Source organism: Nocardia sp. CNS-044 (assembly GCF_059570515.1).
Genome location: NZ_JCANSX010000011.1, coordinates 32546 through 51412, shown reverse-complemented (window position 1 = coordinate 51412; position 18867 = coordinate 32546). Strand labels below are relative to the sequence as shown.

17 protein-coding genes are annotated in these 18867 nt (G+C 70.6%); 8 read left to right on the top strand and 9 right to left on the bottom strand.

Features of this window, described 5'->3' with window-relative positions:
- Positions 1 to 225: 225 nt before the first annotated feature.
- Together T333_RS28555 and cobN are read right to left on the bottom strand one after the other, a co-directional pair.
- Positions 226 to 735 (bottom strand): DUF8020 domain-containing protein, encoded by a 510-nt coding sequence (locus T333_RS28555; protein WP_496426429.1) that lies wholly within the window; start codon positions 733 to 735, stop codon positions 226 to 228.
- A gap of 318 nt (positions 736 to 1053) precedes the next feature.
- A complete protein-coding gene (cobN, locus tag T333_RS28550) occupies positions 1054 to 4710 on the bottom strand; it encodes a cobaltochelatase subunit CobN (RefSeq protein WP_496426428.1) in 3657 nt (1218 codons plus the stop codon).
- Positions 4711 to 5083: 373 nt separating this feature from the next.
- Between cobN and cobG the strand changes: the two genes are divergently transcribed.
- Positions 5084 to 6262, top strand: coding sequence for a precorrin-3B synthase (gene cobG, locus T333_RS28545; RefSeq protein WP_496426427.1), 1179 nt, complete (start codon positions 5084 to 5086; stop codon positions 6260 to 6262).
- An 82-nt stretch (positions 6263 to 6344) separates the two neighbouring features.
- Here the strand turns inward: cobG and ddaH are convergent, their stop codons facing one another.
- On the bottom strand, positions 6345 to 7187 hold the full coding sequence (gene ddaH / locus T333_RS28540) for a dimethylargininase (protein WP_357254891.1): 843 nt from the start codon (positions 7185 to 7187) through the stop codon (positions 6345 to 6347).
- A 129-nt stretch (positions 7188 to 7316) separates the two neighbouring features.
- Between ddaH and T333_RS28535 the strand changes: the two genes are divergently transcribed.
- The 5 genes from T333_RS28535 (at position 7317) to T333_RS28515 (ending at position 11601) form a co-directional block, all read left to right on the top strand.
- A complete protein-coding gene (locus T333_RS28535; protein ID WP_355002557.1) occupies positions 7317 to 7754 on the top strand; it encodes an Lrp/AsnC family transcriptional regulator in 438 nt (145 codons plus the stop codon).
- 287 nt (positions 7755 to 8041) lie between these two features.
- Positions 8042 to 8677: a precorrin-8X methylmutase gene (locus T333_RS28530; protein ID WP_141810222.1), complete on the top strand. Its 636-nt coding sequence runs from the start codon at positions 8042 to 8044 to the stop codon at positions 8675 to 8677.
- Positions 8674 to 10350 carry a precorrin-2 C(20)-methyltransferase gene (locus tag T333_RS28525; protein WP_496426426.1) on the top strand — a complete coding sequence of 559 codons (1677 nt, stop codon included), beginning with the start codon at positions 8674 to 8676 and terminating at the stop codon, positions 10348 to 10350. The genes T333_RS28530 and T333_RS28525 overlap by 4 nt, the downstream gene beginning before the upstream one ends.
- Before the next feature lie 50 nt (positions 10351 to 10400).
- Positions 10401 to 11006 (top strand): TetR/AcrR family transcriptional regulator, encoded by a 606-nt coding sequence (locus tag T333_RS28520; protein WP_355002555.1) that lies wholly within the window; start codon positions 10401 to 10403, stop codon positions 11004 to 11006.
- A gap of 70 nt (positions 11007 to 11076) precedes the next feature.
- Entirely contained in the window at positions 11077 to 11601 is a 525-nt protein-coding gene (locus T333_RS28515; RefSeq protein WP_355002554.1) for a PadR family transcriptional regulator, read from the top strand.
- Here T333_RS28515 and T333_RS28510 read toward each other — a convergent pair whose 3' ends face one another.
- The 4 genes from T333_RS28510 to dprE2 form a co-directional block, all read right to left on the bottom strand.
- Positions 11602 to 12351 carry a cobalt-precorrin-6A reductase gene (locus T333_RS28510; protein ID WP_355002669.1) on the bottom strand — a complete coding sequence of 250 codons (750 nt, stop codon included), beginning with the start codon at positions 12349 to 12351 and terminating at the stop codon, positions 11602 to 11604.
- On the bottom strand, positions 12348 to 12953 hold the full coding sequence (locus T333_RS28505; RefSeq protein ID WP_496426425.1) for a DUF8020 domain-containing protein: 606 nt from the start codon (positions 12951 to 12953) through the stop codon (positions 12348 to 12350). The genes T333_RS28510 and T333_RS28505 overlap by 4 nt, the downstream gene beginning before the upstream one ends.
- A 96-nt stretch (positions 12954 to 13049) precedes the next feature.
- Positions 13050 to 14297: a precorrin-6y C5,15-methyltransferase (decarboxylating) subunit CbiE gene (gene cbiE, locus T333_RS28500; protein ID WP_496426424.1), complete on the bottom strand. Its 1248-nt coding sequence runs from the start codon at positions 14295 to 14297 to the stop codon at positions 13050 to 13052.
- Positions 14298 to 14304: 7 nt separating this feature from the next.
- Positions 14305 to 15060 (bottom strand): decaprenylphospho-beta-D-erythro-pentofuranosid-2-ulose 2-reductase, encoded by a 756-nt coding sequence (gene dprE2 / locus T333_RS28495; protein ID WP_496426423.1) that lies wholly within the window; start codon positions 15058 to 15060, stop codon positions 14305 to 14307.
- 105 nt (positions 15061 to 15165) lie between these two features.
- Between dprE2 and T333_RS28490 the strand changes: the two genes are divergently transcribed.
- Positions 15166 to 15564, top strand: a complete 399-nt coding sequence (locus T333_RS28490; protein ID WP_355002550.1) for a PPOX class F420-dependent oxidoreductase — start codon at positions 15166 to 15168, stop codon at positions 15562 to 15564.
- A 16-nt stretch (positions 15565 to 15580) separates the two neighbouring features.
- Here the strand turns inward: T333_RS28490 and T333_RS28485 are convergent, their stop codons facing one another.
- A complete protein-coding gene (locus tag T333_RS28485; RefSeq protein WP_357254881.1) occupies positions 15581 to 16708 on the bottom strand; it encodes a M24 family metallopeptidase in 1128 nt (375 codons plus the stop codon).
- A gap of 111 nt (positions 16709 to 16819) precedes the next feature.
- Here T333_RS28485 and T333_RS28480 point away from each other — a divergent pair, with 111 nt between their 5' ends.
- A complete protein-coding gene (locus T333_RS28480) occupies positions 16820 to 17785 on the top strand; it encodes a 5'-3' exonuclease (RefSeq protein WP_355002548.1) in 966 nt (321 codons plus the stop codon).
- 349 nt (positions 17786 to 18134) lie between these two features.
- Here T333_RS28480 and T333_RS28475 read toward each other — a convergent pair whose 3' ends face one another.
- A complete protein-coding gene (locus T333_RS28475) occupies positions 18135 to 18851 on the bottom strand; it encodes a DUF4333 domain-containing protein (protein ID WP_355002547.1) in 717 nt (238 codons plus the stop codon).
- Between the last annotated feature and the right edge of the window lie 16 nt (positions 18852 to 18867).

Sequence of the window (18867 nt, the reverse complement as noted above, 5' to 3'; positions counted from 1 at the left end):
AGGCCCGAGCCGCCCCTCCCCGGCGACGCGGTCTCCTCACACCATCTTGGACGCTTGGCCGCGGTCCTTTTCTCCTGCGCAGCGTGCGAAAGGGCCGCGAGGCGCATTTCGAGAAATTGAAATGCACCGTGTCCGGAATTTCTCGGCGCACGAATGCGGCCCGTCCGGTTGTTTTCCGGACGGGCCACGGGTTCGCGAGGAGTGTTCACCCCTCGATTGCTCGCCTCAGGCGTTCGCGCCGATGATCCCGCCGATCACCGCTCCGATGATACAGCCGGGAATGGCCGGGAGGATGAAGAAGATCGCGCCGATCAATGCGCCGATCACACAGCCGATCGCGATACCCGCGATCGTCGTTCCCGCATCGCCGATGAACCCCAGTTCCGGCTGGGCCGGAGCGCTCACCGGGGTCAGCGTCAATTCCGTTGCGCTCGCGTCGATTACCGGCGCGACGCGCACCAGCTGACCCGTCACGGAGTGCAGTGTGGTCGGCACGCTGCCGATCACCGTGCCGTCGGGCGCGTGCACCAACACCGCGTCCGGCGCGACCTCGAAGGTCCCGGCGGCCAAGGTGAGCGTCGCCCCCGAGCGATCCGGCGCCACCGAAGCGGTGTACTCGACGCCGCGGTCCGCCCCCGCCACCACGCCCCCCGGCGAGCCGTTGGCGGTCGCGGTGGCGATTCCGGTGGTCGCGGCAATGGTCAGCACCGCTGCCGCTATCAACTTTTTGATCATGATGAATTCCCATCATCCGGCCGATCCGAATAGTGTGTGCCCCGAGAATCGGCTTTCAGGACATCGATATGATGCGCCTTCCACACTCTCGATGTCGACAGAATGACGAAACCGAATTACGTTGCAAGATCAGCGAATCGGCCCAGGAATTGGGGGGTTGCCAGCACCGGCCCTTCGACTTTTCGCGGACGAATACGGCGACGGCGGGAAATGAAACGACATGCGCCGCAATAAAAACCGAGGCGTCGTTTTGCGGAGCCATTCCGAACGAATTGGGGGCGGGGCGGACCCGAGCACGACCGGGTCCGCGCCGCGATACTACTCGAGTTCCCCTTCGGTCTCCAGGTACACCTGGCGCAACCGATCCAGCGTCTCGGCCTCGGGGGCGGACCACATGCCGCGCTCGGCCGCCTCCAGCAGCCGTTCGGTGATGCCGTGCAGCGCCCACGGGTTGGACTGTTCCATGAACTTGCGGTTCACGTCATCGAAAACGTAACTCTCGGTGAGCTTCTCGTACATCCAGTCGGCGACCACATCGGTGGTGGCGTCGTAGCCGAACAGGTAGTCCACGGTGGCGGCCATCTCGAACGCGCCCTTGTAGCCGTGCCTGCGCATCGCCTCCAGCCAGCGCGGGTTCACCACGCGGGCACGGAACACGCGCGAGGTCTCCTCGGAGAGGGTCCTGGTGCGCACCGCGTCGGGCCGGGTGCTGTCGCCGATATAGGCTTCCGGATTCTTGCCGGTGAGCGCGCGCACGGTGGCGACCATGCCGCCGTGGTACTGGAAGTAGTCGTCGGAGTCGGCGATATCGTGCTCGCGGGTGTCGGTGTTCTTGGCCGCCACCGCGATTCGGCGATAGGCCGAGCGCATGTCGTCGGCGGCCGGTGCGCCGTCGAGATCGCGGCCGTAGGCGTAACCGCCCCACGCGGTGTAGACCTGCGCGAGATCGTCGTCGGTGCGCCAGCTCTTGGAATCGATGAGCTGGAGCAGACCGGCGCCGTACGTGCCCGGCTTGGAACCGAAGATGCGGGTGGTGGCGCGGCGGGCGTCGCCGTGTTCGGCCAGATCCGACTCCGCGTGCGCGCGAACGTAATTCGACTCCGCGGGCTCGTCGAGCTCGGCCACCAGCCGGACCGCGTCGTCGAGCAGGGCGAGCACGTGCGGGAAGGCGTCGCGGAAGAACCCGCTGATGCGCACGGTCACGTCGATACGCGGCCTGCCGAGTTCGGCGAGCGGGATCGCTTCGAGAGTCGTGACGCGGCGGCTGGCCTCGTCCCACACCGGCCGCACACCGAGCAGCGCGAAGACCTCCGCGATGTCGTCACCGGAGGTGCGCATGGCCGAGGTGCCCCACACCGAAAGGCCCACCGAGCGCGGGTATTCGCCGTGGTCGGCGCGATAGCGTTCGACCAGCGATTCGGCCATGGCCTGACCGGTCTCCCAGGCCAGCCGCGACGGCACCGCCTTCGGGTCGACCGAGTAGAAGTTGCGGCCGGTCGGCAGCACGTTGATCAGGCCGCGCAGCGGCGAACCGCTCGGGCCCGCCGGGACGAACCCGCCGTTCAGCGCGTGCAGCACCCGCTCGATCTCGACGCCGGTCTCGCGCAGGCGCGGCACCACTTCCGTTGCGGCGAAGCGCAGTACGGCGCGCACCGCGCCGGCCGTACCCGGTTCCGCGCCGCCGATGGCCGCCGCGCCCGAGGGCACGAGGGTGTCGGCGAATCGCGCGACCAGTCCGTCGATCGCGTCCACCGACCAGTCGGCGGCCTGTAGCGCGCCGAGCAGCTCGCGCGCGCGACCCTCGATCACGTCGACCCGCTCGCGCGCCTCGTCGCCGGATTCGTTCAGTCCCAGCGCCTCTCGGAGTCCGGGCACCGACACCTCGCCGCCCCACAGCTGCCGCGCGCGCAGCATCGCGAGCACCAGATCGAGTTCGCCGTCGCCCGCGGGCGCCTGGCCGAGCACGTGCAGGCCGTCGCGGATCTGCACGTCCTTGATCTCACAGAGCCAGCCGTCGACGTGCAGCAGCATGTCGTCGAACGACTCCTCGTCGGGGCGTTCGGTGAGCCCGAGGTCGTGGTCCATCTTGGCCGCGCGCATCAGCGTCCAGATCTGCTGGCGGATGGCGGGCAGCTTGGCCGGGTCGAGCGCGGAGATGTTGGCGTGCTCGTCGAGCAGCTGCTCCAATCGCGAGATGTCGCCGTAGCTTTCGGCGCGCGCCATCGGCGGGATCAGGTGGTCGACCAGGGTGGCGTGCGCGCGCCGCTTGGCCTGGGTGCCCTCGCCGGGATCGTTGACGAGGAACGGGTAGATCAGCGGCAGGTCGCCCAGCGCCGCGTCGGTGCCGCACGAGGCCGACATGCCGAGCGTCTTGCCGGGCAGCCACTCCAGGTTGCCGTGCTTGCCCAGATGCACCATGGCGTCGGCGGCGAAACCGCCCGCCGTCTCCGGCGCGGCCAGCCAGCGGTAGGCGGCCAGGTAGTGGTGACTGGGCGGCAGATCGGGATCGTGGTAGATGGCGACGGGGTTCTCACCGAAGCCGCGCGGCGGCTGCACCATCAGCACCACGTTGCCGAAACGCAGTGCGGCGATGACGATCTCGCCTTTCGGGTCGGCCGAGCGGTCGACGTACAGCTCACCCGGCGGCGGACCCCACGCCTCGACGACGGCCTCGCGCAGGTCTTCCGGGAGGGTGTCGAACCAGGCGGTGTAGGTGGCGGCGCCGATGCGGATCGGGTTGCCTTCCAGCTGTTCGGCGGTGAGCCAGTCCGGGTCCTGACCGCCCGCCGCGATGAGCGCGTGGATCAGGGCGTCACCGTCCCGTTCTTCGAAACCGGGAATTCCCCCCGACTCGCCGAGATCGTAACCGGCGGAACGCAATTCGGTGAGCAGCCGAATGGCGCTCGCGGGCGTGTCCAGACCGACGGCATTGCCGATGCGGGCGTGCTTGGTGGGATAGGCGGAGAGCATCACGGCCAGTCGCTTCTCGGCGGCCGGGATGTGGCGCAGCCGGGCGTAGCGCGTCGCGATGCCCGCGACCCGGGCGGCCCGCTCCGGGTCGGGGACGTAGGTGGACAGGCCGTCGGCGTCGAACTCCTTGAACGAGAACGGCACCGTGATGATGCGGCCGTCGAACTCCGGCACGGCCACCTGGGTCGCCACGTCCAACGGCGAGAGGCCGTCGTCGTTGTCCTCCCACTGGGCGCGGCCGCTGGTCAGGCACAGGCCCTGCAGGATCGGCACGTCCAGTTCGGCGAGCGCGCCGACGTCCCATGCCTCGTCGTCGCCGCCCGCGGACGCGGTGGCTGGCTTGGTGCCGCCCGCGGCGAGCACGGTGACGACCAGCGCGTCGGCTTGGCGCAGCGTGTTCAGCAGCTCGGGTTCGGCGGTGCGCAGCGAGGCGCAGTACAGCGGCAGCGGTCGCGCGCCCGCGTCCTCGATCGCCGCGCACAGTGCGTCGACGTAGCCGGTGTTGCCGGCCAGATGCTGGGCGCGGTAGTAGATCACCGCGACGGTCGGAAGGCCCGCGACCGGCGCCGGGTGGCGGGCGACGCGCTCGAGCTCGCCCCAGCTGGGCAGCTGCACCGGCGGCGCGAAGCCGTGGCCGGTGAGCAGGACCGTGTCGGACAGGAAGTTGTGCAGCTGGCGCAGGTTCTCCGGACCGCCCGCGGCCAGGTAGTTGTGCGCGTCGGCCGCGACGCCGCCCGGCACCGTCGAGCATTCCATGAGCTCGGCGTCCGGCGCGATCTCACCGCCGAGCGCGACCATCGGCACACCGCTGTCGCGGAGCGCGGCGAGCCCGTCCTCCCAGGCACGCTTGCCGCCGAGGATGCGGACGACCACGAGATCGGCCCCGTCCAGCAACGCGGGCAGGTCGTCGACCAGCAGGCGGGCGGGGTTGCCGAGCCGGTAGTCCGCGCCGCTGGCGCGCGCGCTGAGCAGATCGGTGTCGGACGTGGACAGCAGCAGGATCACGGGTGACCTTCCTCGGGTGACGCGCCCATCGGGGTGTGGTGCTCGCCGGAGAGGGTCTGGCTGTTCACAGTGGCGCGACCGCACCGGAATTGCACCGGTTTCCTCGACGCCGCCGAGCACGCCGAGCGTACCCGGCATGGCGTGGCCCGCCGCACGCCCGGTTCCGGAGCGGTCGGTGTCGCCGTCTGCTGGCAGCGAGGAAAGAGCGGAGCCGGTCGGTCCGCGAGCCCGCGGGCGTGCGCTCGATGCCGAGGTCGTAGCTACCGCCGAAGCTGCGGGTCGTGCCGTTGGCCGCGGCGTTCTCGGCATCGCGCGCAGGACGAACTCCCGCCCGTGGGTTCGGACACGCCCGCGCACGTAGGCTGAAGAAGCTATGACTCGAACCGCCCCCGATTCCTGCCCCGGCGTGCTGCGGCTGCATCAGGCCGCCGACGGACCGCTCGCGCGCATCCGGGTGCCCGGTGGACGGCTCACCTCCGATCAGGTGCTCGCCCTGGCGACCGCGGCGAGCGAGTTCGGCGACGGCGCGATCGAATTGACCTCGCGCGGCAACCTCCAGCTGCGTCAGGTGCGCGACGCGGAGGCGCTGACCGCACATCTGACGGCGGCGGGATTGCTGCCGAGCCGGACGCACGAGCGCGTGCGGAACATCGTGGCCTCGCCGCTGTCCGGGCGGGTCGGCGGGCTCGCGGACGTGCGCGGGCTGGTCGGCGATCTCGACGCTCGGCTGTGCGCGACGCCCCGGCTGGCGGAACTGCCGGGACGGGTGCTGTTCACGCTCGACGACGGCCGCGGCGATGTCAGCGGTCTGGACGGAGACATCGGCGTCCACGCGGTCGGCCCCGACGAGTTCGCGCTGCTGCTGGCGGGAGCCGACACCGGCATCCGCGTCACCGGAGCGGAGGCCGTCGATATCGTGCTGGCCGCCGCGGAGGGCTTTCTCGAGGTGAGCTCGGGCCAGTGGCGGCTGCACGAGGTCGCGGACGGTCCGGCGAGGATCGTCGAGTCGCTCGGTCTGACGCCCGGCACGGACCGCGTGGAAATCACTGCGGCCCAGGATGTTCCGATCGGCTGGCTCGACCAGGACGACGGCTCGGTCGCGCTCGGCGCGGGCGTCCGGCTCGGCGCGCTCGACGCGCGACTCGCCGAATTCGTCGCGGCGATCGAACGCCCGGTGATCATCACGCCGTGGCGCAGCCTGATCGTCGCGGACCTCGAGGAGTGGGCCGCCGAACAGGTGGTCCGCGTGCTCGCGCCGATGGGCTTGATCTTCGACGCCGCCTCGCCGTGGTTGCACGTCAGCGCGTGCGCCGGACAGCCCGGCTGCGCGAAGTCGCTGACCGACGTGCGCGCCGACGTCACCGCGGCAGTCGAATCCGGCCGCGTCCTGGCGCACAGCTCGTCGACCGACAGCGCGGGCGACAACATCCCCGCCGAGGAAGTCACCGTCGCGGGACGTCAGCACTGGTCCGGCTGCGACCGCCGTTGTGGCCGCCCGCGCGGCGAGGTCACCGATGTGGTGGCGACTCCCGACGGCTACCGCGTCGACTGAGCACGCGATAGCGCCCGAACCGACGTCAGGTGGACCGGGCGAGGCCGGTTCGCGCGCGCGGCACTTATCCCGCCGCCCGCCTTCAGTGCAATTCCAGCGTGCAGCACTTGATTCCGCCGCCCGCCTTCAGCAACTCCGAGACGTCCACCGGAACCGGAAGGTAGCCGCGGGCGCGGAGGGCGGCGGCGAGGTCGGTGGCGTGCGGGCTGAGGAAGACGTGATACCCGTCGGACACCCCGTTCAGGCCGAGAACGGCGGCGTCGGCGTCGGTCGCCTCGACCGCGTCCGGGAACAGGCCCGCGAGCACGGTGCGGCTGGTCTCGTCGAAGGCGGGCGGGTAGTAGGCGATGGTGGACTCGTCGAGAACCATCAAGACGGTGTCCAGGTGATAGAACCGCGGGTCCACCAATTCCAGTGAGACGACCGGGATTCCGAAGTGCAGCTCGACCTCGCGGTGGGCCGCCGCGGAACTGCGGAAGCCGGTGCCCGCCAGGAATCGGCCGCCGATCAACGCGAAATCGCCCTCGCCCTCGTTGAGTTCCGCGGCCGCCGCGACGTCCACGCCGCGTCCGGCGAACCAGCGGTGGAAGGCGGGACCCTCGGCGGCGCGTTCGGGGTGGGTGAAGCGCGCGGACATGATCCGGTCGCCGACGGCCAGTCCGCCGTTGGCGGCGAACACCATGTCGGGCAGACCCGGTTCGCCGGGCACCACGTCGACCCGGTGACCATGGCGCTCGAAGGTCGCGCGCAGGTCGTCCCACTGGGCGAGCGCCAGCGCGCGATTCACCGGCGCGTCCGGATTCATCCACGGATTGATCGAATACCGGACGTCGAAATGGTCGGGGCGACACATCACGAACCGGCGCGGCACGGGTCGGCGTGCGGGGGCGGGCTCGGTGGTCTGGAGGGTAGCTACTGAGGTCATCGTGGCTCCCGGAGTGAGGAATACGGCTGCCACGAAGGTAAAGGGCCTAGCATTGCGTCCGGAACGCCGAATCGTTGCGCAAATCGACGGTGGAACGGCGAATCATTGCGTCACGGAGGAAGGGCTGTGATGGACGATACCGATCGCAAGATTCTCGGCCACCTGCTGCGCTCGGCGCGCGCGTCGTTCCAGGAGATCGGCTCCGCGGTGGGGCTTTCCGCGCCCGCGGTCAAGCGCCGGGTGGACCGCATGGTCGCCAGCGGTCAGATCACCGGCTTCACGGCGCTGGTGAACCCGGCCGCGCTGGGCTGGACCACCGAGGCCTACGTCGAGGTGTACTACCGCGACAACATCACCCCGGCCGAACTGCGCCGAAGCCTGGAGCCGATCCCGCAGGTGGTCGGCGTGTGGACGATCGCGGGCGAGGCCGACGCGCTGGTGCACGTCATGGCCACCGACATGGCCGAGATCGAGTCGACGGTGGAGCGAATCAGGGAGAACGCGCGCGTCGGGCGCACCCGCAGCGCGATCGTCATGTCCCGCATCCTCGAACGACCACGCACCTGACCCGCGACCCGCACGCCCGCTCCACCGTTCGGCGCATACCTGCGCGTCCATTCCGGCCATCGGCGGGTCATTCGCCTGGCCCCGTCCGCCCGCCCCGAGTTGGGCGCGCCTCCGTCCCCGTTTCGGACATTCCGGGACCTCGAGGCGGACTCCCCCGCCGATCTGGCCGACCCGCGGCATGCCTGCCTCACGGTTCGACACATCCCTGCGTGGCCATACCTCCGCCCTCGCTCCGACATCCCGGGGCTGTGGGCGGACTCCCCCGGCCGCGTCCTAGGGTGGACGCCATGTCCGACGTGCGCACCAGCTACCTCACCGACGGGGCCGAGATCTATCGGCAGTCGTTCGCGACGATCCGAGCCGAGGCGGACCTGAGCGCGTTCCCGCCGGACGTGGCGCGGGTGGTCGTGCGCATGATCCACGGCTGCGGACAGGTGGATCTGACCGAGGACATCGCCTTCTCCCCCGGTGTCGTCGCGGCGGCACGGGCGGCGTTGCACGCGGGCGCGCCGATCCTCTGCGACGCGCAGATGGTCGCCTCCGGCGTCACGCGCAAGCGACTGCCCGCCGACAACGAGGTGATCTGCACCCTCGCCGACCCGCGGGTGCCGGAACTGGCCGCGGCACTGGGCAATACGCGTTCGGCGGCGGCGCTGGAGCTGTGGCGTGACCGGCTGGACGGCGCGGTCGTCGCCATCGGCAACGCGCCGACCGCGCTGTTCCACCTGCTGGACATGCTGGACGCGGGCGCCCCGCGCCCGGCCGCGATCCTCGGCATCCCCGTCGGTTTCGTCGGCGCCGCCGAGTCCAAGGACGCGCTGGCGGCCTACGGCGGCGTCGAATACCTGACGGTGCGCGGCAGGCGCGGCGGCAGCGCCATCACCGCGTCGGCACTGAACGCGATTGCGAGCGAAGCGGAATGACCACACCGGGCAAACTCTGGGGTATCGGACTCGGGCCGGGCGATCCCGAACTGGTGACCGTCAAGGCGGCGCGAATCATCGCGGCGGCCGATGTGATCGCCTTCCACAGCGCGCGGCACGGGCGCAGCATCTCGCGCGGCATCGCCGCGCCCTACATGCGGCCGGGCCAACTGGAGGAGCACCTCGTCTACCCGGTGACGACGGAGACCACCGACCACCCCGGCGGCTATCAGGGCGCGATCGACGAGTTCTACGAACAGGCCGCCGAACGACTGGCCGCGCACCTGGCGGCGGGTCGCTCCGTCGCCCTGCTCGCCGCCGGTGATCCGCTGTTCTACAGCTCCTACATGCACATGCACCGCCGTTTGGCGGATCGCTTCGAGGCCGAGATCGTTCCGGGCATCACCTCGGTGAGCGCCGCGTCGGCGGCGCTCGGCACCCCGCTGGTGGAGGGCGAGCAAGTATTGACGGTGCTGCCCGGCACCATGCCGACCGAGGAACTCACCCGCCGCCTGCGCGATACCGACGCCGCCGCCATCATGAAGCTGGGCCGCACGTATCCCGGTGTGCGGCAGGCACTCTCGGACGCGGGACGACTCGACGACGCCTACTATGTGGAGCGGGCAAGCACCGACCGCGAGCGAGTGCGCACCGCCGCCGAGGTGAACGACGCCGACGTGCCCTACTTCTCGATCACGCTGGTGCCGGGTCCGCGACCGACGACGCCGCTGCCGAGAAGTTCCGCTGCGAGCGCCGAAGCACGCTCCGCCGTCGAAGTGAGCCAAGCGACGGCCGCCTCGACCGGCGTATCGACCTCGGCGAGCGCCTCCGACCCGGCCGCCGAAGACGCCGCCGCACCGCTGGCTCGAGCGGATTCGACTACGGCGAACGCGCACTCCGATGCTCCACCAGCGCAGGCGGATTCGATCGGCGAGGTCGTGGTCGTCGGCCTTGGCCCCGGCTCGCCGGACTGGACGACCCCCGAGGTGCGCGAGGCGCTGAACGCCGCCACCGATCTCGTCGGCTACACCACCTACATCGACCGCGTCCCGCCGCGTCCCGGCCAGCGCAGGCACGCCAGCGACAATCGCGTGGAGTCCGAACGCGCCGCCATGGCTTTGGATCTGGCCAAGCGTGGCGCGAGAGTCGCGGTGGTTTCCTCCGGCGATCCCGGGGTGTTCGCGATGGCGGCGGCGGTGTTGGAAGAGTCCGCCGAACCGCAGTGGCAGGACGTGCCGGTGCGGGTGCTCCCCGGCCTCACCGCGGCCAATGCCGTGGCCAGCCGGGTCGGCGCGCCGCTCGGCCACGACTACGCCATGATCTCGCTCTCCGACCGGCTCAAGCCGTGGGAGGTGGTGGCGCAACGCCTTTCGGCCGTCGCGGCGGCCGACATGGCGATCGCGATCTACAACCCGGCGTCCTCGCAGCGCACCTGGCAGGTCGGCGCGATGCGCGACCTGCTGCTGGAGCATCGCAAACCGGAGACCCCGGTGGTACTCGGCCGCGACGTCGGCGGGCCCACCGAGTCGGTCCGGGTGGTGTCGCTCGCCGATCTCGATCCGGCCGACGTGGACATGCGCACCCTGCTGATCATCGGCGCGTCCACCACCGCGACGGTCGAGACCGCGCACGGCACTCGCGTCTACACCTCGCGGCGCTACCACCGTCCCTGACTCGCGACGACCTACCATAAGTCTCTTCGCGAGGACGAAAGGAGACCGTTGTGCCGCGGCTGGTGGACCACGAGCAGCGCAGGCGGGAGATCACCGACGCCGCGCGGCGGGTCATCGCGCGCGGCGGACTGGAGTCCGCCACGTTCCAATCGGTGGCCGCCGAGGCAGGCATCTCGGTGCGCTTGGTGCAGTACTACTTCGGCACCAAGAAGGACTTCCTGCGCGCCACCCACCTCGCGGTGAGCGCGGACGCGGGCGATCGCTTCGCCAAGCGATTCGCCGCGCTGGGCGAGCAGGCCGCTCCGCGCGACGTCATCTACGCGATGCTCGAGGAACTGCTGCCGATGAACGAGCAGCGGCGCCAGGACACCGTGGTGCTCGGCGCCTTCCAAGCCGCCATGCTCGCCGGGTCGGGTCTGACCGCGGACGAAACCCTAGGCGGCACACAATGGTTGATCGCCGCGGTCGCCGACCAGCTGCGCCGGGCGAGCGACTCGGCCGACGCCGAGCTCGACGCCACCGTCATCGTGCTCGCCGCCGCCGCGCTCACCCAGAGTATGGTGGCCGGCGTTCACTCCAACGAGGCGGCGACCGACCTGCTCGAGCACCTACTCCGGCGCGTACCCGGACCGGACGCCGCGCGACGAAGCGATTGAGAACCCGAACGCGGACAGCGCGGTCGTTCCGCTAACATTCCACTATGGAACGTCGAGAAGGGATCCTCCGATGACGACGACCCGGCGCAAACCGCTGAATTCGACGGCCGCCTCACTGCTCGGTTTCCTGCACGAGGGGCCGATGTCCGGCTGGGACCTGGTGACGCTCGCCCAGGACCGGATCGGCGATTTCTGGACGATCACGCAGAGCCAGGTGTATCGCGAGCTGGCCGCGATGGACGCCGCCGGGCTGGTCGCCAAGGGCGAGACCGGGGCGCGGGATCGCACGCCCTACCGGATCACCGACGCGGGCCGCGAGGCCTTTCTCGAATGGGTCACCCGCGATCCCGGTGCGGAAACGATCCGGGTGCCGCTGCTGCTCACCATGTCGTTCGGCGACCATGTCGACCCCGAGCACCTCGATCGGATCATCGCCGCCAACCGCCAGGTGCACCAGCGCCGCCTCGATCGCTACCTGAAGGACGAGTGCGACACCCTGCGGCCGCACCAGCGGGCCACGCTGGAGTTCGGCATCGGCTACGAGCGCGCGGTGCTGGCCTGGTTCGATCGGCTGCCCGAGTTGCTCAGGCGCTGATCAGCGCACGCCGGATGCCTTGTCCCGCAACCATTCCCAGGCCTCGGCCACAGTCTCGACGACCTCCGCTCCGGCGGGCAGTGGCGGCCGGTCGACCAGCACGACGGGCAGCTCGGCCGCCCGGGCGGCGGCCAGTTTGGCGTAGGTGCGGTCACCGCCGCTGTCCTTGGTGACCAGCACGTCGATGCGGTGCCGCGCCAGCAGCCGGGATTCCTCGTCCACTGTGAAAGGTCCGCGGGCGAGCAGTACTTCGCGGTTCGGGGGCAGCTCGGTTTCCGGCGGGTCGATGGCGCGGATCAGAAACCACTGTTCCGTGAGTCCGGCGAACGCGCCCACGCCCTGCCTGCCGATGGTGAGGAATACGCGCTCGCCGAGGTCCGGGAGCGCGCGAGCAGCGGCCGCGAGATCTGGCACGCGAATCCACCGGTCGCCCGCCACCTCGGTCCAGCCCGGCCGCCGCACATGCACCAGCGGTACACCCGAACCACGCACGGCGGCAGCGGCATTCGCGGTGATCGTGCCCGCGAAGGGGTGAGTGGCGTCGACGACGGCGTCGATCCCGTTGGCCTCCAGCCACTCCCGTAAACCCGCGACGCCGCCGAAGCCGCCGATTCTGACCGATCCCTCCGGCAATCGCGGGTCGCGAACACGACCCGCGAGCGAGGAGACGATGTCGAATCCTCGCTCGCCGGAAGCGATGTGGGCCAGCTCCCGCGCTTCGGCGGTGCCGCCCAGGATCAGAGTTCTCAGGGCTGACCGCTGAAGTAGGCGATGCCCGCGTTCAGCAGCGAGGGGCCGCCCGCGACGAGCAGGCCGATCACACCGCCGATGATGGCGCCGGGAATGACGCCGACCACGAGACCGAGCAGACCGATCAGGCCGCCGATCACCGCGCCGACGGCGGCGCCGAGCGAGGCGCGCTGCAGTTCGGCGAAGAACCATTCCTGCGCGCCGATGTCCTGCACGGCGACGACATCGGCCTTCGGGGTCAGGGTCAGGGACCGACCGTCGGCGTCGATCGCGGCGGCGATCTCCACCGGCGCGCCGTTGCTGGCCTCCCGCGCGGCGAGCGGAATGGCCGTGACGACCTCACCCGCGTCGTTCTTCAGCGTGACGGACTTGCCGTCCGCGTCCAGGGTGAACGCGCCGCCCGTCACGGTGGTGACGATGGACTTGCCCGCGTCGGCCAGTCGCGCGGTATAGCCGACGCCCTGGTCCTGGCCCTGCGCCGCGAGCGCGGTCTGCTCCTGGGCGACAGGGGGTTCGGCCGGTGCGGCATAGGTGGTGCCCGCGGTTACGCCGGTGGCGGCGATGGCCAGGAGAGCGGTAGCGGCGAACTTCTTGAACTTCATGTATCTCCCCATGGAATCGGTTTTCCGATAACGAGTGGATCTCGCGCCCGACCCTACCCGCTGACAAGCACGTGTTTCACCCTCGCATCGGAGGTTTCAGGGTGAACCCTGAACCGATTTGACGACCGTCCACTGCGCAACGGGTAGCTGGGGACGCCACGCGGTGAAGCCGCCGAGCGGCTCGGCCCGATAGATCTGGAACTTTCGCAGCTCACCGCCCCGCGCGGCGGCCATAGCGACCAGCAGTGCTTCCGATTCGGCGGTGACGGCGTTCGCGACCAGCCTGCCGCCCTGGCGCAGATGGGCAAAGCATGTCTCGAGCAGGCCAGCCTGGGTGACCCCGCCGCCGACGAAAATGGCATCGGGCGAAGGCATTTCGTGCTCGGCGGCCAGCTCGGCGAGCACCTCGCCGCGCACCCGCACGTGCGGGACCCCCAGCGCGGTGGCGTTGGCGGTGATCTGCTCCCTGCGCCGCTCCAGCCGCTCGAAAGTGACTGCGCGGCACGCGGGATGCGTTCGGCACCATTCGATGGCGATACTGCCCGAGCCACCGCCGACGTCCCACAGCAGTTCCCCCGGCGCTGGGGCGAGCGCGGCCAGGGTCAACGCCCGCACCTCGGCCTTGGTGAGCTGGCCGTCGCCGCCGTAGACGGTGTCGGGCAGGCCGGGCAACCGGGTGACGCGGGTGCGGGCCGGATCGGCGACGCAGTCGACGGCGACGAGGTTCAGCGGGTCGCCCGCGTCGAGATCCCAGGATGCCGCGGTGACGGTTCGCAGACGTTCCGACGGCCCGCCGAGCTGCTCGAGCACCGTGAGGCTCGATCCACCGAATCCGTTGTCTCGCAAGAGTTCCGCCAGTCGGGCCGGGGTGGTCTCGTCAGCGCTGAGCACCAGCAGCCGCCTGCCGTCGACCAAGTCGGGCAGAACCGCTGCCACGGGGCGGCCCACCGCGCTGACGACCGGCGTCTCGGCCAGCGCCCAGCCGAGACGCGCGCACGCCAGCGACGCGGAGGACGGTTGCGGCAGCACCCGCAGGGACGCGGGCCCGAACAGGCGGGCCAGCGTGACGCCGATGCCGTAGAACATCGGGTCGCCGCTGGCGAGCACACAGATTCGGCGCGCGGCGTGCTCGGCGAGCAGTCCGGGCAGCGCGGGGAGCAGCGGCGAGGGCCATGCGTGCCGGTCTCCATCGAGATGCGTTGGCACCAATGCCAATTGTCGCTCGGAGCCGAAGATCACCTCGGCCGCGGCCACCGCGTCCCGTGCCGCGGTGCCGAGCCCGTCCCATCCGTCGGCTCCGATCCCGACCACCGTGATCGGGGAGCCTTGCCAAGTGCCGGTCACCTCGCGCTCATCGAGGCATCCGCCGCCAGAGGAACTGCGGAACCATGCGCGCCACGACAGCGGCCGGGCCGAGGGCGCGGGGCACCCAGATCTTGCCCGCTCGGCGGCGCAGCCCATCGACGACGGCGTCCGCCACCTGACCGGGCGTGCTCGACAGCGGCGCGGGGTCCATGCCCTCGGTCATCCTGCCGATGACGAAACCCGGACGCACCAGCAGGAGGTGGACGCCGCTGCCGTGCAGCGCGTCGGCGAGTCCGCTGGCGAATCCGTCCAATCCGGCCTTGGCCGAGCCGTACACGTAGTTGGCGCGGCGCACGCGCGCGCCCGCGATGGAGCTGAAGACGACGATCTGGCCCTGGCCTTGCACGCGAAGCAGATTCGCGAGAGTGGTGAGCACGCCGACCTGGGCGACGTAGTCGGTGTGCACGACGGCGACGGCGTGTTCGGGATCGCGCTCGGCGCGGGCCTGGTCGCCGAGGATGCCGAAGGCCAAGACGGCGACGCCGATGGGTCCGTGCTCGGCGGCGATCTTCTCCAACAGCACGGCGTGACCGCCGGTGTCGTCGGCGTCGAACTCCACCGCGTGCACCGCGACCGCTCCGGCCCGTTCGACGGTCGCGATCTGCGCCGCCAAGTCGTCGCTGCGTCGCGCCGCGAGGATCACCACCCGGCCCGGAGCCAGGCGCTCGGCGATCTCGAGACCCATTTCGCTGCGTCCGCCGAGCACCAGAACCGAACCCTCGGCGATCCCTCGCTTACCCATGCGCTCAGTCTGTCATCCCGGCTCACGACGCCGACCAGCCCCTCACATCGCGAAAACGCCCGTGCCGTGGCAGCCACCGTGCAACACAGGGGCTACCGTCGAGGTATGCCGACCACCACCGCACCGCTGTCCCCCGCCGCACTCGACTTCGTCACCGAACGTCATCTGGCGACACTGACCACGTTGCGCGCCAACGGCACGCCGCACGTGGTCGCGGTGGGATTCACCTGGGACCAGGAAGCGGGGATCGCGCGGATCATCACCAACGACGGGTCGGTGAAGGTGCGCAACGTGCGCCGCTACGGGTACGCGGCGGTCAGCCAGGTGGACGGCATCCGGTGGCTGACCCTGGAGGGACCCGCGCGGGTGCTGGACGACCCGGCGAGCGTCGCCGACGCGGTCGAGCGTTACGCGGGCCGCTACCGAGTGCCGAGGGAGAACCCGACCCGCGTGGTGATCGCGATCGAGGTGCGCCGCGTGCTCTCGTCGAGCACGCTGCGCTGACAACGCCTTTCGTCCGTCACAGCACGGTCAGGCCGTGCGGACGTCCGTTCATGGACTCGCAGCCCTCGGGCGTCACCACGACGATGTCCTCGATGCGGGCGCCCCACTCGCCGCGGAAGTAGATGCCCGGTTCGATGCTGAAGGCCATGCCCGGCTGCAGGATCAGGTCGTTGCCCGCGACGATGTAGGGCTCCTCGTGCACGGACAGGCCGATGCCGTGACCGGTCCGGTGCACGAACGCCTCGCCGAAACCGGCCTCGGTCAAGGGTTTCCGCGCGGCGGCGTCGACGGAGGCGGCGGTGACGCCGGGGCGGACGGCGGCGACGGCCGCGGCCTGGGCGCGTTCCAGCTCGGCGTAGCGCGCGGCGACTTCCGGACTCGGCTCGCCGAGCACGTAGGTGCGGGTGCAGTCGGAGTAGTAGCCCGGCTCGACGGGACCGCCGATGTCGACGACCACTACGTCGCCCTGCTCGATACGCCGGTCGGACACACCGTGGTGCGGATCGGCGCCGTGCGGTCCACTGCCGACGATGACGAACGCGGCCTCGGTGTGGCCTTCCGCGACGATCGCCGCGGCGATGTCGGCGCCGACCTCGGCCTCGGTGCGTCCGGCTTGGAGGAACTCGCCCATCCTGGCGTGCACCCGGTCGATCGCGGCGCCCGCCCGGCGCAGCGCGTCGATCTCGGCGTCGTCCTTGCGCATGCGCAGTTCTCGCAGCACCGGCGTGGCCGAGACCGGAAGGCCGCTGAACGAGACCGCCAACGGCAGCAGGTGCAGCGCGGGCATCGCGTCGGCGACCGCGACCCGGGAACCGACGTGCAGCGTGGACTTCACCACCTGGTACGGGTCGACGCCGTCGACCCAGTCCAGCACCTGCAGACCCAGCTCCCCCGCCGCGGATCCGGCCAGCGAGGCGAGTTCGAGCTTCGGGATGATCACCGACGGCGTCGCGCCGTCGGCCGGGATCACCAAGCAGGTCAACCGCTCGAAGGATTCCGCCGCCGAACCGATCAGATAGCGCAGATCCGGCCCCGGCGTGATGAGCAGGGCGTCGAGGTGCGCCGCGCGCATCGACTCCACCGCCCGCTCGAGCCGGTCTCCGTAGACATCCGCCGCGAACCTGGACTCCGTGTGCCCACTCATACCGATCGACGTTACCCGTCCTCGGCTCGGAGCAAACCCGAACACCTGGCAGCCCCCCGGCACCGCTCGGATCGGCTCCGGCCTGTCGGAGCGGGCGGGTAGCCTCAGCGCGTGACCTCTGCTGCGACATCAGGCCCGCTGCTGCTGCTCGACGGTGCCAGCCTGTGGTTCCGCGCGTTCTACGCGATTCCGGACAAGATCACCGCGCCGGACGGGCGTTCGGTGAACGCGCTACGCGGCTTCACCGACATGGTCGCCTCGTTGATCACCAAGCACGCGCCGAGCAGGCTGGTCGTGTGCCTGGACCTGGACTGGCGGCCGCGGTTCCGCGTCGACCTCGTGCCGTCCTACAAGACACACCGGCTCGCCACCTCGGCCGACGCCGCGCCGGGCGAGGAGGAAGTGCCCGACCGGCTGACCCCTCAGGTCGAGATGATCCTCGAGGTTCTCGACGCCGCCGGTATCGCGACGGGCGGCGCGGCGGGTCTGGAGGCCGACGATGTGCTCGGCACGCTGGCGAGCCGCGAGCGCGCCGACGAGGTGATCGTGGTCAGCGGCGATCGGGACCTGTTGCAGCTGGTGCGCGACGAGCCCGCGCCGACCGTGCGGGTGCTCTACGCCGGGCGCGGGTTGGCCAAGGCCGAACTCTTCGGTCCCGCCGAGGTGTCCGCGAAGTACGGCGTGCCGGTGCGCAACGCCGGACCCGCCTACGCCGACCTGGCCACGTTGCGCGGTGACGCCTCCGATGGCTTGCCGGGTGTCGCTGGCATCGGCGAGAAGTCGGCGGCGACGCTCATCTCCCGCTTCGGTTCGCTCGACGCGCTGGTCGCCGCCGTGGACGATCCGGACTCCGAGCTGGCCCCCGGCGTGCGCGGGAAACTGCGTGCGGCGGAGGACTACTTGAAGGCGGCGGCTCCCGTGGTGCGCGTGGTGTGCGACGCCGACGTCGACCTGTCGCGTCCGGACGCGCTGCCGATCGCACCGGCCGATCCGGACCGCCTGCGGGAACTCGCGGTGGCCTACAACGCGGAAAGCCCGGTCACCCGGCTCACCGCCGCCCTGGCCTCGCGTTCCTGAGACCGCCGCGACGGCATTCGGCGCTGTTTTGCGTCGAATGCAACCATGCACCATCGGCGTCTGTGCGTCCGTCGCAGCGAGAAGGCAGCCAGGTTCACCGACCATCCGAGGGAGGGCTCAGCGCTGCGTTCCAGGATCTCGTGCCGCGAGGCTGTGCCGCCGATCCTCTCGAGGGGTTGCGGCAGGTCATGCCAGAAGGCGGTCACGAGCTCGGCCCGTACAGCGCGGGCCGGGCCGGACGGGCTGAAAAAGCAACGAGCCCACGAACATCGGTTCGTGGGCTCGGTCCGGTTCTCCACCCCACCGGACGCCCGCGCCGCAGCACGGGCCGTCCGGCCCGGGATCACGCTCAGCTCGGGCGGCCGACCTCGTAGGTGCCGTCGTCCTTGGTGATCTTGATGTTGACCTTCTTCTGCTCGCCGCTCACCTTGAGGGTGCACTCGAAGCTGGCGTCCACCTCGACCTTCTGGCCCGACGGGCAGGAGACGTCGGTGACGTCCTGGATGCCGTAGGAATCCGTGAGCACCTTCTTGACGCCGTCCTGAACGGCAACCTGGTCCAGCTTGTCCGTGGCGGTGAGCACCAGCACCAGCGCGACGACCGCGCCGATCACCAGCACGCCCAGCGCGGCGAGACCGATGATCAGGCCCTTCTTGCCGCCACCGCCGCCGCTCTGCTGCGGCTGCTGCTGGCCCTGGCCCCACTGCTGCTGCGGCTGCTGACCCCACTGCTGCTGCGGCTGCTGCTGCTGGCCCCAATCCTGTTGCTGCGGCTGACCCCACTGCTGCTGCGGCTGACCGGGCGTCTGGCCCCACTGCTGCTGCGGCTGCTGGGGCTGTTGGGGCTGGCCCCACTGTTGCTGCGGCTGGCCGGGGGTCTGGCCCCACTGTTGCTGCGGCTGATTCTGGTCGCCCCAGTGCTGGGTGGGCTGCGCCTGCGACGGAGTCTGCTGGCCACCCCAGTGCTGGGTCGGTCCGGCGCCGCCGGGCGCCTGCTGTCCGCCCCACTGCTGGGTGGGATCGTTGCGTCCCTCCCCGGGGTCGTTCGGTCCGTAAGGGCCGCTCATCTGCTTGCCTCCACTC